The organism is Vibrio sp. 10N.222.54.E6 (assembly GCF_041473955.1).
Taxonomy (GTDB): Bacteria; Pseudomonadota; Gammaproteobacteria; order Enterobacterales; family Vibrionaceae; genus Vibrio; species Vibrio tasmaniensis_A.
The window spans coordinates 12,875-27,685 of the sequence record NZ_JBFRTD010000048.1 but is presented as its reverse complement, the minus strand read 5'-3'; the positions used below and the strand labels follow the sequence as shown (position 1 = coordinate 27,685).

The following is a 14,811-nucleotide window of genomic DNA, read 5'->3' as shown; positions in this document are numbered from 1 at the left end:
ACCAGATGAGCATTCAATATTGAGTGACCGAGGTTGTAGTTTCGTACGGCGTAAGCAAAAAACCACCTCTTTTCAAGCCACTCGACTCCATTACTTAGCTGCTTTTTCTCGTACGTCAGTTAGCTTAGAGGCGATACGATTCACGCCTTCATGAGCGAAGATTTCGTCCAAGTTCATTGATAGTTTACGACGCCAGTTAGGGTACTCATCGACCGTACCAGGGATGTTAACGGGCTTATCCATCTCTAGCCAATCTTCCAACTGAACACTCAGGAGTGTTGAGCCACCAGCCGCAACGTGCAACTGAAGCGCTTCAGCAAGATAAGAATCCATCGGCACTTGACTTGCATCGCGCCCCACACCTTCAGGTAGGAAGCCGTGCCATGCCACTGAGTCTAAGATACCTTGCTTGCACTCCAAGCGGTTATCGAACAAAGTTTCTAGCTGTTGTGCGTCTGGGTATAAACCAATCTCTTGACCCATTTTCAAGTCATCACAGTGCCAGAAGCCGCGAAGCGTTGGCATATCGTGAGTACACAGTGCCGCCATCGATTGTGACGCGTAGTGCTTAGGAGAAATAAAACCACCGTCATTTTCTGATGTTTCGAAGAAGAATACTTTGTAAGAATGCACGCCAGCATCAGCAAGGATGTCTACGATTTCATCCGGTACCGTCCCTAAGTCTTCACCGATAACGCTGCATTGGTAACGGTGAGATTCAAGCGCCAGAATAGACAGCATGTCTTGCACTGGGTAGTAGATGTACGCACCTTTCGTTGCGTTCTCACCCTTTGGAATCCACCACAAACGCAGCAGACCTAAAACATGGTCAATACGCAATGCACCACAGTGCTTCATGTTGGCACGAAGTAGTTTGATGTAAGCGTCGTAGCTGGTTACTTGAAGCACTTCTGGGTTTAGTGGTGGTAGACCCCAATTCTGACCCAAAGGACCAAGAATATCCGGTGGAGCACCAATGCTCGCATCCATCACTAGGTTGCCTTCATCAGCCCATGTCTCGCTGCCAGAATCTGCAACGCCTACCGCTAAATCACGGTAAAGGCCAACCGCCATGCCTTTCTCTTCAGCAAGAGACTGTGCATCGTTGATTTGGCAATCGGCTAACCATTGTAGGTACATGTAGAGATGCACTTGATCTAGGTTATCTTTGATGTATTTCTGGGTCGCAGGGCTTTCAAATGTACGGAATTTCTCTGGGAATACAGGCCAGCCCCACATACCTGAATCTTCAGCATGCAGTTCACCGTGCAGAGCATCAAACGCCGCTTGATGCATCAGGCTTTCACCGCCCTCTTCAACGAACGCTAAGAACGCTTGTGCGCGGTCGCTGTTTTTGTCTAGATGACGAGTCTTAAATTCTGCGAATAGCAGAGGTAAGATGCTCATCTTCAGCTCAGACACTTCAGTGTAATTCACCCAGTGCGCTTCACGAGCTTTCTGTAGGCGCTGCTGGAACTCGGCGCTGCCTACCGTTTGTTGCGCTTCCGCGCTTAATGCGAACTCAGGAACTGAACTCACATCAATGTATAAGACGTTCAACCAACGACGTGAAGACGGGCTGTATGGGCTCGCACCTTCCGGGTTTGCAGGGAACAGTGAGTGAATTGGGTTTAGACCAACAAAGTCACCACCGCGAGACGCGATATCCGAAACAAGCTGTTTTAGGTCACCGAAATCACCAATACCCCAGTTGTGCTGAGTTCTTAGCGTGTACAGTTGAACACTTGGTCCCCAAAGCTTTTTGCCTTGCTCAATGGGTGACTGCTTGAAGCATGCTTTGGGCGTAATAATCAACGTCATCTCGTAAGGTTTCTTACGGCGCTTACGACTCACAATGAGCTTGTGATAACCCCATGCCAAATCACTTGGCAATGCAAACACTAAAGGGCCACCCTCGGCACGCTCGTCACGAACGACTTGAGATTGAAGATAGCCTTCAAGTACCTCTCCTTGCTCGGTTTCTAAGCGCCAGCTGAACTCACTTTCACGAGCACTCACACCCAGATTGAGTGTCACTTCTACTGGCTCACCGTCACGCAAGACAAGAACCGGGTCTAATACATCTTTTCTGTGCTTTCTTTCTGCAGATTTAAGCAGTGCATCATCGCTGCTTGTATCGTAGCCCAATGAAGCCAATAGAGACGTAATCGTCTCTTCTGATACTTGTGCTTCATCGCCCCACGCACTAACGTAACTATCAGCAATATTTGCCATTTCTGCGACTTGTTTTAATACGGTCTGTTCTTTCATCGCTCTCTCCGAAAACGTTCTGACGCTTTCAATTTTTGTAGGGTTGTCTATTTAATTTTTACTAATCAATTAGCTTGTGACAATCAGTTTGTAAGCATTGCTATCTGAATAAGCCGTCTATTTGCTCACAAGCTAATTGAGCCAAGGCAAAAACTGCCTTGGCTACTTTGCAACTATTAACGGTTAACCGCTTCAAGTTTCCAAATGTTGTTCACGTAGTCGCGAATTGAGCGGTCTGATGTGAACTTACCAACCAATGCCGTGTTAAGAATCGCTTTCTTAGCCCAACCAGCTTGGTCTTTGTATTGCGTACCCATGTCTTCGTGCGCTTTCACATAAGATGCGAAGTCAGCAAGACATAGGTAAGGGTCACCACCGTCTAGTAGGCTATCAAACGTTGCACGTAGAAGACCGGGTTGACCTGGAGTGAACTCATCGCCAGTCAGTAGATCTAGAGATGCTTTCAATAGTGGGTCTGCATTGTAGTAATCGTATGGGTTGTAACCCTGAGCTTTCAGTGCAACAACACCGTCAACTTCTAGGCCGAAGATGTAGATGTTTTCATCACCAACTTCTTCACGAATCTCAACGTTTGCACCATCCATCGTACCGATAGTTAGAGCGCCGTTTAGAGCCATCTTCATGTTGCCCGTACCTGAAGCTTCTTTACCAGCTAATGAGATTTGCTGAGAAACGTCTGCTGCAGGGATGATGATTTCAGCCATGCTTACACGGTAGTCAGGGATGAATACCACTTTAAGCTTGTTACCGATGCGAGGATCGTTGTTGATCTTCTCTGCAATCTTGTTAACCGCGAAGATGATTTCTTTTGCTAGGTGGTAACCCGGTGCTGCTTTCGCTGCGAAGAAACATACGCGTGGCTCACACTCGAAACCAGGTTCGTTAAGAATACGGTGGTACAGAGACAGAATGTGTAGCAAATCTAGGTGCTGACGCTTGTATTCGTGCAGACGCTTAATTTGAACGTCAAAGATAGCGTTAGTATCTAGCTCGATACCCATGTTCTCTTGAACCCAATCCGCAAGACGCTGTTTGTTTTCTTTCTTAACAGCCATAAATTCTTTTTGGAATTTCGCGTCTGTTGCAAACTTAGCGATGCCTTCTAGCTGCTCAAGTTTTGCTGGCCACTCAGAGCCAATCTTACCTGTGATTAGATTAGATAGACCTGGGTTACAGAACTTCAACCAACGACGTGGCGTGATGCCGTTCGTTACGTTAGTCAGTTTACCTGGGAAGATTTCGTTGAACTCTGGGAACAAGTCTTTCTTAACCAGTTGAGAGTGAAGTGCGGCTACACCGTTTACTTTGTAAGAACCAATCACACATAGGTTTGCCATGCGAACCATGCGGTGGAAACCTTCTTGGATGATAGAAAGCTTCGCTTGTTTCTCACCGTCACCAGGCCACATCTTGCGAACTTCTTGCATGAAGCGGTGGTTGATTTCAAAAATGATTTCCATGTGACGTGGAAGAAGACGGTTGATCAGCGATTCAGACCAAGTCTCTAGTGCTTCTGGAAGTAGTGTGTGGTTCGTGTACGCGAACGTATGTGCACTGATTTCCCATGCTTGATCCCAAGATAGACCTTTCTCGTCGATCAAGATGCGCATTAGCTCAGGAATCGCAATCGTTGGGTGCGTGTCGTTCAGCTGAATCGTTTCTTGCTTAGGCAGATCTTCTAGAGAGAAACCTGCGGCTTCGTGGCGGCGTAGAATATCGCGAACTGACGCTGCTGAGTGGAAGTACTGCTGCATTAGACGCAGTGTCTTACCTTTCTCGTGGTTGTCGTTCGGGTAAAGTACTTTAGTGATGTTACCTGCATCGATTAGCGAGTGTTGCGCTTCGAAGTAATCACCGTTGTTAAAGCTTGCTAGTGAGAATGGTGCAATTGCCTGACATTCCCAAAGACGCAATGGGTAAACCGTGTTTGACTCGTAACCTACGATTGGTAGATCCCAAGGCATTGCTTTTACTTCCATACCTGGAACCCAAGTACGAACTTCTTTACCGTCGATGAATTCAACTTCTACATGACCGTAAAAACCAATGTGTTGTGCTAGCTCTGGACGAGCGACTTCCCATGGGTAACCTTCAACACCACGCCATGCGTCTGGTGCTTCTTGTTGACGACCATCTTGGAAAGACTGTTTGAATAGGCCGTATTCGTAGTGAAGACCGTAGCCTACTGTTGGGTACTCTTGTGCAGCACAAGAATCCATAAAACAAGCAGCAAGACGACCAAGACCACCATTACCTAGCGATGGGTCGCGTTCTTCTTCTAGAAGGTCAGTTAGGTTTTGGCCTAGCTCTTCCATTGCATGAGTAATCTGTTCGTACAGACCCATGCTGATCAGGTTGTTACCTGTTAGACGACCAATCAAAAACTCTAATGAAAGGTAGTTAACGCTCTTCGCGTTTTTGATTTTTTCATCATTTTCAGTTTCTAGCAGATCAAATGTTGTCAATTCTGCTAGCGCACGCCCCATTGCTAGGTACCATGCGCGGCTATCTGCGTTTTCAATCGTTGTTGCGTAAGTTGCAGATAAATGCTTTTTAACGCTTTCTTGGAACGACACTTTATCGAAAGTTTTTTGCTGAGTTGGTTTCATTTCAGAAATCTCGCTTTTAATAGTTCTAATTCATCTGTGACATATCGTGCATGGTCACCATTAACTAAACATCCTCCCGTTAATACGACTAACTAGGAGTAGATGAGAGGGCGTAGGGGGCGTACCGATGTAAGGTTAGTGATCTGACTCTCATGTTCTAACTTCGAACAAAAAGTTGGAGTGACTAAGATCACAAGCTCCCGTTCGATAACTTAACGTTAATTGATGTGAGTTTTATTTAACCGGAATAAACTGATTAGCAAATCTGAGTTTGAGATCACGAAATTATTTTCCATATCTCATCTTTTACATAAATCTCAGTGTAAGACCGAACAAAGTCACATTCACAAACCACCACGTAATGTGAGCAAAGTCACAAATTAAGGGCGTAGAAAGCTAAAAACATGCAAGACCGCAAGGTTTCTGAGGAGAATCATAGTCGGTGCCATTTTTCTTCACGTAACATAAGCACAGACTTAAGTAATTAGGCAGATGTGATTGGGCAACTCTTTTACGGTTTTAGAATCCCCAGAACATAGGCCACGGAATAGGTGAAAAACTTCGACATGTGGATCCCTTCGAAACTGACTCGTCCCGGCCGCTTACATAATGCAATCCTACGACCTAGGGTTCTCGATCTGCTCCAGAACGCAGATTGCTATAAGCTTGTATTGTTCCGCTCTCCTGCGGGCTATGGCAAGACCACTATGGCTGCACAGTGGCTATTAGATAAGCCGAATGTGGGTTGGTACAGCATCGATGATAGTGACAACGATGCCTTCCGTTTTATCAACTACCTACTCCAATCACTCAATAAAGCGACTCAAAACTCCTGTCCCAATGCCCAAAAACTGGCAGAGAAACGACAGTTTTCATCGCTGCATTCTTTATTGAGCGAAGTATTCGCCGAGATGTCGGACTATCATCATGAATGTTTTCTTGTTTTAGACGACTACCATTTAGTCAACAATGATGACATTCAAGAAGCAATGCGCTTTTTCCTCAAACACATGCCCGACAATCTTACGCTGGTTGTAACCAGTCGGGGTACACCACCCCTAGGTACGGCAAACCTGCGCGTTCGAGACTTAATGATCGAATTAGGTAATGACTCGCTGGCTTTTGATACCGAAGAGACGACGCGCTTTTTTAATCAGCGTGTTGCCGATGGTATTGATGACACAACGGCAGACAGTATTTGTACCTATGTAGAGGGTTGGCCTTCTGCACTTCAACTTATTGCGCTGCAAGCCCAACATCAAAAACGTACGCTTGCGCAGTCTGCTGAGTCCTTCTCCCACTTTAATCAAGCCCATCTTTGGGACTACTTGGTTGAAGAGGTTTTCGACCTGTTAGACAAAGAAACTCGACAGTTCTTGATGCAGTGTTCAGTGCTTGACCACTTCAACGACGAACTGGTTTGTGCGCTAACACAACGTGAAGACGCACTGGGTATGATCGAATCATTAAATCGATTCGGTTTATTCATCTACCCGCTTGAAGGCGAAAAGAACTGGTATCGTTTCCATAACCTGTTTGGTGAATTTTTGGCACATGAGCGTCAAGCTCGAATCCCTCAACAAGAAGCAGAATTGCACCGAAGTGCCGCGAAGGCGTGGATTAAACAAGACACACCACACCAAGCACTGCGCCATGCACAGCGCGCTGAAGACCCAGAGCTGATCATTCAAATACTGACAGACCACGGCTGGCCGATGTTCAACCAAGGCGAACTTTCCTCGTTAGAGATGGCGATCAAGCAACTGACTACGGATCAACTTTACAGCGACCCTAAACTGTCCATGTTACGAGCTTGGCTAGCACAAAGTCAGCACCGCTACGAACAAGTAGGGACATTATTGGAAGAGGCTGAAACACAATATCAAGCTCGAAATATTGAACTCGACACTCAACAGCAAGGGCAATACAACGCCCTACGCGCGCAAGTTGCGATCAACAGTAATGAACCTGAAAAAGCCTTGGAATTGGCAGAGCTTTCGCTAAGTCAGCTGAACACCACCGTTTATCGTAGCCGAATTGTCGCCACGTCTGTTGTTGGTGAAGTCAATCACGTAATGGGCAACTTGAGCCGTGCACTGCCAATGATGCAGCAAACAGAAAAACTTGCACGCCAGTACCAAGTTTACCACCAAGCGCTTTGGGCGATTCTACAACAGAGCGAGATCTTAATTGCACAGGGTTACGTTCAAGCGGCATTCGAGCTGCAAGACAGTGCGTTCAAATTGATCGAAGAACACCAGCTAAAATACGTGCCTCTGCATGAATTCTTACTGCGTGTTAGAGCTCAAATATTCTGGTGTTGGAACCGATTAGATGAAGCGGAAGAGTGCTGTTACAAAGGCTTGGATATCCTTGGTCACCATTCGCCAAGTAAGCACCTTCACAGCTATTCAATGCTGGCTCGTATTTCACTGAGTCGCGGTGAAATTGATAAAGCATCTAAGTTTATCGACCAAATTCAGCACCTATTGCGTCAATCGACTTACCACGTGGACTGGACGGCGAACGCTTCTCTTTCTTTGATTCTTTTTTGGCAAGTAAAAGGCAATAAAGAGGCGATACGTGATTGGTTGAATGTGGCTGTTCGACCTGAATCGGCAAGCAACCACTTCTGCCAACTGCAATGGAGAAACATCGTTCGCGCTCACATCATTCTTGAGCAGTATGAAGAAGCGGAAGAAGCGCTGACTTTCCTTAAGAGTGAAGCTCAGCGTTCACATCTGATTACAGACACCAACCGAAACTTGATCGTTGAAGCCGTGTTACGTACACAAATTAACGATGAAGACAGCGCACGCGTGCTACTTGAAGAAGCGCTTCATATGACTAACCAAACCGGTATGGTCGGCAACTTCTTAGTAGACGGCGGGACTATCGGACATATCTTGGATAAGTTGAGTAACAAGCCTGGCTTAGGTGACTTAGAACGCCATCGCGCTCAACAGATCATGAAAGATATCTCGACCACCCAACGCAGCCGCTCGGTTCACTTTGATGAAGACTTTGTTGAAAACTTAGTCAATCACCCAAACATTCCTGAACTTGTGCGCACGAGCCCACTCACCCAGCGTGAATGGCAAGTACTTGGTTTGATCTATTCAGGATTCAGTAACGAGCAGATAGCTCAAGAACTCGATGTAGCAGGTACCACCATCAAGACTCACATCCGTAACCTTTACCAAAAACTAAACATTGCTAACCGCAAAGAAGCGATCAGCACAGCGGAGAATTTACTGCAGTTGATGGGGTACTAAACGATTCGAGATTAATTCGAGATTAATTCGAGATTAATTCGAGATTAATTCGAGAAAAGCTTAAGCTAGTTACCTATGGTGACTGGCTTTTTTTTCGTTTGGAGCATGGGGTTAATAGCAGATAACTGATCATAAAGAGCCAAACGACAGACAAAAAAATAGCCAACCGCAATAATCGCGATTGGCTCTATATATTTGTGAACAAATCATAAGTTCACTAACAACGTCAGTTGGCTAGGTGACCCTCGGCTTAAGAAGGGTCAATGTATATAATGCAGTTAGCGTGCCAACTTTAATTCAGCCGTTTTATACGCCCTGCATCGCATAAAAACCTCTAATTCATGATGCGAATTGCAAAGTGCATTTGCATAATGCAACCAAGATGCAATATCGATAGAAAACAAGTTTCACTGAAGCCGATAATAATAAGACGCCAAGCAGTTGTATTTTAAATGTAAGGCAGATGTTCACATCAACGTATTGCCTTACAATTAAAGAGGTAATAAAGCACCTCGCCAAAGGTATATTCATACTTTTTTTACACTAAAGTTTGTATACTGCACAAAATCACTCTCAACTCTATGAAGCAATGAACTACTTAAGTACTTTTTTCAAAGGCATGGCAATGGGCGCAGCCGACGTTGTACCTGGCGTGTCGGGCGGAACCATCGCATTCATCACTGGTATCTACGATACGCTACTAGAAAGCATTCGAAGAATTAACCCTAGCGTACTTGGACTATGGAAGCGTGAAGGTTTCAAAGCCGCGTTTAGCCACATCAATGGTTTTTTCCTAATTTCACTGTTCGCAGGCGTATTCACGAGCATTGCGACATTTGCAAAACTGATTTCTTGGTTATTAGTCACCCACCCAGTTCCACTATGGTCTTTCTTCTTTGGCCTTATCTTGGTGTCGGTTTTCCATATTCTTAAACAAGTAGAAAAGCGCGATATGATTCGATTCGTATTTTTGCTGCTTGGTGTCGCCTTCGCTTACAGCATTACCGTGCTTAAGCCGCTGCAAATGGAACCTACCAGTATCAATATTCTCATTGCAGGTGCGATTGCAATCTGTGCGATGATTTTGCCAGGTATCTCAGGGAGCTTCATTCTGCTATTAATTGGTATGTACGGCCCGGTACTTGGTGCCGTTAAAGAATTTCAGGTCGATGTACTTGCCCTATTCCTTAGTGGCTGTGTGATTGGCCTGCTGACTTTCTCTCACGTACTTTCTTGGTTACTACGCTCATTCCGCGACTTCACATTAGTATTCTTGACTGGTTTGATGATCGGTACACTGCCGAAGATTTGGCCGTGGAAAGAAACGATCAGCTGGCGTACAAACTCTAAAGGTGAGCAAGTTCCTCTGATTCAAGAAAACTTGTCACCGTTCGATTTTGAAGCCGTCACTTCTCAACCTTCACAGCTAGTAATGGCTATTGTGATGATGCTTGTAGCGATTGCTCTGGTCCTTGGGTTAGAGAAGTTTGCAGAGCGCAACGCGGGCTGATCATTCTATCCATTCTCAAGCGTATTCAGAACGGATAGAACTTAGAAAGACTAAGCTCATGAACCTATGACACAGACAAAAGCGAAGCCAATGGCTTCGCTTTTTTAGTTCTACCATACGCACAAAATTACTTTTTGATACAAGCACATATTGAGGGATATGATAACATCGCCGCTCTTATAAAATTAGATGAGAACACGACATGCACTCTGCATTAAAGGTTGCTGCTCTTGGGATCGCTCTCGTGGCAGGCTTTTATGGACCGCAAGCTATTCAGCAATTTGAATCAGCGATGGAGCGAGCCTCTGCTGAGATTAACTTAGATGATTACTGCATACTTTCCACCACATCGTGTGAGCAAAATACAGTTACGATGACACTTGATCGCGAGACGGCTCAACCTCTGGCTCCCACCAAAATCAAAGTAGTGTGGGAAGGCGCAGCCTCTGACACATTAATGCTGTCGCTTACAGGTTTAGAGATGGAAATGGGCTCGGCACGTTTTCAATTAAAAAACATTGGCAATAATACCTATGAAGGTGATGTGATTTTACCTGTATGTACTTTAGACAAGATGACATGGATCGGTGAGCTCACTGATGGTGTCGATACTGTAAATCCGGCAATAAGGATGGCAAGATGAGTAGAAATTGGTCGTTAGCATTGGTTGTCGCTTTTGTCCTTGGCTTTGGCGTTAAAAGTTATCTTGATGGGCAAAACGAAGCTCAAAAACAACACGCGGCAAAACAACAATTCTCCGCAACAACCCTTTTCGGCAAAGATAACCAGCCAACTGAAATCTTTGACCAAACCGATGACAGAATTCGTATCGTTTATTTTGGTTTCACACGTTGCCCAGATGTGTGCCCTACTTCTCTAGCAATGTTAGCCGGAGCACTTAACCAGATTTCTGATGAAGCAAAAGCCAAGATTCGCCCGATGTTTGTTTCTCTCGATCCAGAACGTGATGCCGCTGAAGCCTCATACGAATACGCACAATACTTCCACCCAATGATGGAAGGATTAAGTGGCCCGTTAGATGTGACAACAACGCTTGCACACAACTACGGTGTTATTTTTAGAAAGACCAAGCTTGAAGGTTCAGAGTTGGAATACACCCTAGACCACAGCTCATATTTCTATTTTTTAAAACCCGATGGCACGCTGATTACCAAAGTGCCGCATACGTTAACGCCAGCGCCAATTGTTGAAGCTATTAACACATTAACGCGCTAACGTACCAAGTCATCAGCGACGAGAAACAACGTGTACAAAAATAAAGAACTTAACGAATAAAGTTCGAACAAAAAGTCAGGTCCCAGACCAAAACAAAAAACTAAGGACAACAACATGAAGTTAAAAGCACTTGCTCTAGCAGGCTTATTGCTCACTCCTCTTGCTCAAGCGAATAGCGACATTATGGTTCATGACGCGTACGCGCGCGCAACCCCGCCTTCAGCAGTGAACAGCGCGGTATTCACGACTCTGATGAACCATAGCGATAAAGATCGCGCTATTGTTTCTGCAACAACACCAGCAGCAGGAAAGGTTGAACTTCATGATGTTATCGTTGATGGCGACGTAATGAAGATGCGTCAAGTTCAAGCGATCACCATCCCTGCAAATGGTAAAGCTGTACTTAAACCAGGTAGCTTACACATCATGTTGTTTGACTTAAAAAGTAGCCTAAAAGAAGGTGAACAAATCAAAATGACACTGACCTTCGCAAACGGTGAAACACAGACCTTTGATGCGCCAGTGAAGAAAGTGATGAGCGGCATGAAAAAGATGAATCACGATCATCATTAATCAGATTCACTATCGATGAAATAATTTAAGCCACGATGACTTCTCGCCATCGTGGCTTTTTGCTAAACTGAGCTCGCTTTTTATTCAAAGCCCGACCACATTAATAACCAAGGAGAATAGAAGATGATTGTAATGAAGACACTAAAACTGGCAGTAAAAGTAACGCGTTAACTTGTTTGGTTAATCCAACTTAAATACCGATCGACCAACTTATCGTCACTCTTTGACGACCGCACACTTTTACCCGGTTTACTGTTGATCGTAAGTGATCAACTCCTGCATGCCTATAAAGCATGACTCAATCCGGGGTCCTATCTATTTGAATTCGACCCAAACTCAAAACATTTTTGACGCTCGACGCTTTTAATCTCAGCAACTCTTTTTGGTCTCATTAACTCTTTTGATCTCATCAACAATAAGAGAGCTCACAAGAAGTTAATGCTCTCATAAGACTTTAATGCAGTGATAAGACTTTAATGCAGTGATAAGACTTTAATGCTCTCACAAGAAAAGAAAGCTCGCACGTCTGGGTAAATAGACATGAATTCACAAAACGCATTTTCTAATCCAATGTCACTTCAACAACTTGGATGGCAACCTGTATTCCAACAACAACTGACACTCGAAGACTATGACCAATCCGTCATTGCTCGTATTACCGCGCACCATCGCAGCGGCTATACACTAGCGTCAGAACAAGGCGAAATCGTTCTCCCTATCCATCAAAACCAACCCGCAATGACGGTTGGCGACTGGGTAATCTTGAACTCTGAACTGCAATTCGGCCGTTTATTAGACCGTCAATCACTCTTCAGCCGTAAAGCTGCAGGTAGCCGTGTCGCCGAACAATATATCTCAGCTAACATCGACACGGTATTTATCGTGGTTTCGTTAAATAACGACTTTAATCTAAGCCGTATTGAACGCTACCTAGCGCTCGCCAATGAAGCACAGGTTGAAGCCGTTATCGTACTCACCAAGAAAGACTTGTGTGATGACTACGAAGACAAAGTACAACAAGTGCAAAGCTTAGATTCTATGCTGATGATCGAAGCGGTGAATAGCCTAGACCAAGACTCAACTCAAGTTTTGTCGCCTTGGTGTAAAACGGGCAAGACTGTGGCTTTAATGGGTTCATCCGGTGTGGGTAAATCCACCTTAGTCAACTCATTACTTGGTGAGGCTGAACAAGCCACAGGTGGCATTCGTGAAGACGATAGTAAAGGCCGACACACAACCACATCACGATCGCTCCACTTGCTAACATCGGGCGGCTTACTGCTCGATACTCCAGGAATGCGAGAGCTACAACTTGCTGACTGCGCTGAAGGCGTGAGTGAAACCTTTTCTGATGTGGAAGAGTTAGCCATACATTGCTGATTCTCTGATTGTCATCATGAATCAGAACCGGGGTGCAAGATACGCAAGGCGATTGAAAGTGGAGAATTGTCTGAGCGACGATTTGCTAACTATCGAAAGTTATTGCGAGAACAAGCCCGAAATGGCGCCTCGTTAGCGGAACAACGCGCCAGCAATAAGCAGCTTTCCAAGATGTACAAAACCGTACAATCAGAAGGCCGCAATCTTAAAAAAGCGTCTGACTAACGTTTAAGGTTTAAGGTTTAAGGTTTAAGGTTAACAGCTATAAGCTGTATTGAAGATAACCTAACTTAAGATAACTTTAAATTAAGACAATGAGCCCCATCGTGTTAATCACGTGGGGCTTTTTGTTTCAATTTGATAATGGTGTGGTTATTTATGCACACAATGTTCTTTCCTATAGCCGTTTACATTTCTACATTTGCAGTGTTTTGAATCTATCAAATGAGAATCAGCAGATTTATAGCCCAATCAAAATACATTTATTTAACATTTAGCTCCAAAAACACCACATAGCGCAAACAATAACCCTAAAAGTAAACTATCCCTAGACACCCTCTTAGATCCCGCTAATATGACCGCCAATTCCGCTAGTGTATAGTTGGATTTGGTACAACTTCATAAAAAGATACATCACTATAATAAATTAACAATTGCAGGTATTTTATGCAAAATCACAACATGCTCGCCCGCATCGCTCGTGGAAATCTCGTTCTACAGATCCTTGCTGGTATTGTTTTCGGTGTCGTTCTCGCCATGGTTTCTCCTTCAGCAGCTCAAGATGCAGGCCTATTAGGTAGCCTGTTTGTTGGTGCTCTGAAAGCTGTTGCCCCAATTTTAGTATTCATTCTTGTTGCAGCTTCTATCGCAAACCAAAAGAAAGGTCAGCATACTCATATGCGTCCAATCATTGTGCTTTACCTGATTGGTACGTTCTCTGCTGCACTGACTGCTGTAGTACTGAGCTTCATGTTCCCAACCACTTTGACACTGGTTGCTGGCGCTGAAGGTGCTAACCCTCCTCAAGGTATTGCAGAAGTTCTTCATACGCTTCTATTCAAGCTTGTAGACAACCCAGTTAGCGCACTAATGAATGCGAACTACATCGGTATTCTTGCTTGGGCCATCGGTCTTGGTCTTGCTCTGCACCACGCATCTGCAACAACCAAAGCGGTTTTCGAAGACCTAAGCCACAGTGTTTCACACATTGTTCGCTTCATTATTCGCCTTGCCCCATTCGGTATCTTCGGTCTTGTTTCTGCAACATTCGCAACAACAGGCTTCGATGCACTGGCAAGCTACGGTCAACTTCTAGCAGTACTACTAAGCTCAATGCTAATCATCGCACTTGTGGTTAACCCACTGCTTGTATTTATTAAAACAAAACAAAACCCATACCCACTTGTACTGCAATGTATTCGTGAATCTGGTGTAACGGCATTCTTCACTCGTTCAAGCGCTGCAAACATCCCAGTGAACATGAACCTTTGTAAGAAGCTAAAGCTAGACGAAGATACTTACTCTGTATCGATTCCTCTAGGCGCAACGATCAACATGGCGGGTGCTGCAATCACCATCACTGTGTTAACGCTTGCTGCTGTACACACTATGGGCATTGAGATTGATATCTTCACTGCGATTCTACTAAGCCTTGTTGCTGCAGTATCAGCATGTGGCGCATCGGGTGTTGCTGGCGGTTCACTACTGCTTATCCCGCTAGCGTGTGGCCTATTCGGTATTTCAAACGATGTAGCGATGCAGGTTGTAGCGGTTGGTTTCATTATCGGTGTGATTCAAGATTCAGCTGAAACAGCACTTAACAGCTCAACAGACGTAGTGTTCACTGCTGCTGTATGTAAAGCCGAGCAAAACAAAGAGCAATAAACCTTTAGCTGCTCTGAACCTAAACAGTTCTGAGCTCTAAGCTCTAAGCTCT

The 14,811-nt window shown here is 44.8% G+C and carries 8 protein-coding genes and 1 pseudogene; 7 read left to right on the top strand and 2 right to left on the bottom strand.

Going from position 1 to position 14,811, the window contains the following annotated elements:
• Positions 1-90: 90 nt before the first annotated feature.
• Together malQ and AB4513_RS22790 are read right to left on the bottom strand one after the other, a co-directional pair.
• Positions 91-2,271, bottom strand: coding sequence for a 4-alpha-glucanotransferase (gene malQ, locus AB4513_RS22795; RefSeq protein ID WP_102258065.1), 2,181 nt, complete (start codon positions 2,269-2,271; stop codon positions 91-93).
• Positions 2,272-2,447: 176 nt separating this feature from the next.
• On the bottom strand, positions 2,448-4,901 hold the full coding sequence (locus AB4513_RS22790) for a glycogen/starch/alpha-glucan phosphorylase (RefSeq protein ID WP_009845842.1): 2,454 nt from the start codon (positions 4,899-4,901) through the stop codon (positions 2,448-2,450).
• 566 nt (positions 4,902-5,467) lie between these two features.
• Here AB4513_RS22790 and malT point away from each other — a divergent pair.
• The 7 genes and pseudogenes from malT (at position 5,468) to sstT (ending at position 14,759) form a co-directional block, all read left to right on the top strand.
• Positions 5,468-8,176, top strand: coding sequence for an HTH-type transcriptional regulator MalT (malT, locus tag AB4513_RS22785; RefSeq protein WP_029223176.1), 2,709 nt, complete (start codon positions 5,468-5,470; stop codon positions 8,174-8,176).
• Between the two features lie 589 nt (positions 8,177-8,765).
• The gene (locus tag AB4513_RS22780) at positions 8,766-9,686 is read left to right on the top strand and encodes a DUF368 domain-containing protein (protein ID WP_102258066.1); all 921 of its coding nucleotides are present in this window, start codon (positions 8,766-8,768) and stop codon (positions 9,684-9,686) included.
• A 202-nt stretch (positions 9,687-9,888) separates the two neighbouring features.
• Positions 9,889-10,329 (top strand): hypothetical protein, encoded by a 441-nt coding sequence (locus tag AB4513_RS22775; RefSeq protein ID WP_102258067.1) that lies wholly within the window; start codon positions 9,889-9,891, stop codon positions 10,327-10,329.
• Complete coding sequence (locus AB4513_RS22770) at positions 10,326-10,922, top strand: SCO family protein (protein WP_012600175.1); 597 nt, start codon at positions 10,326-10,328, stop codon at positions 10,920-10,922. The genes AB4513_RS22775 and AB4513_RS22770 overlap by 4 nt, the downstream gene beginning before the upstream one ends.
• Before the next feature lie 114 nt (positions 10,923-11,036).
• On the top strand, positions 11,037-11,495 hold the full coding sequence (locus AB4513_RS22765; protein WP_017096254.1) for a copper chaperone PCu(A)C: 459 nt from the start codon (positions 11,037-11,039) through the stop codon (positions 11,493-11,495).
• A gap of 540 nt (positions 11,496-12,035) precedes the next feature.
• Positions 12,036-13,100: pseudogene (gene rsgA, locus AB4513_RS22760) on the top strand (ribosome small subunit-dependent GTPase A).
• A gap of 441 nt (positions 13,101-13,541) precedes the next feature.
• Entirely contained in the window at positions 13,542-14,759 is a 1,218-nt protein-coding gene (gene sstT, locus AB4513_RS22755; protein ID WP_009845849.1) for a serine/threonine transporter SstT, read from the top strand.
• Positions 14,760-14,811 lie beyond the last annotated feature (52 nt).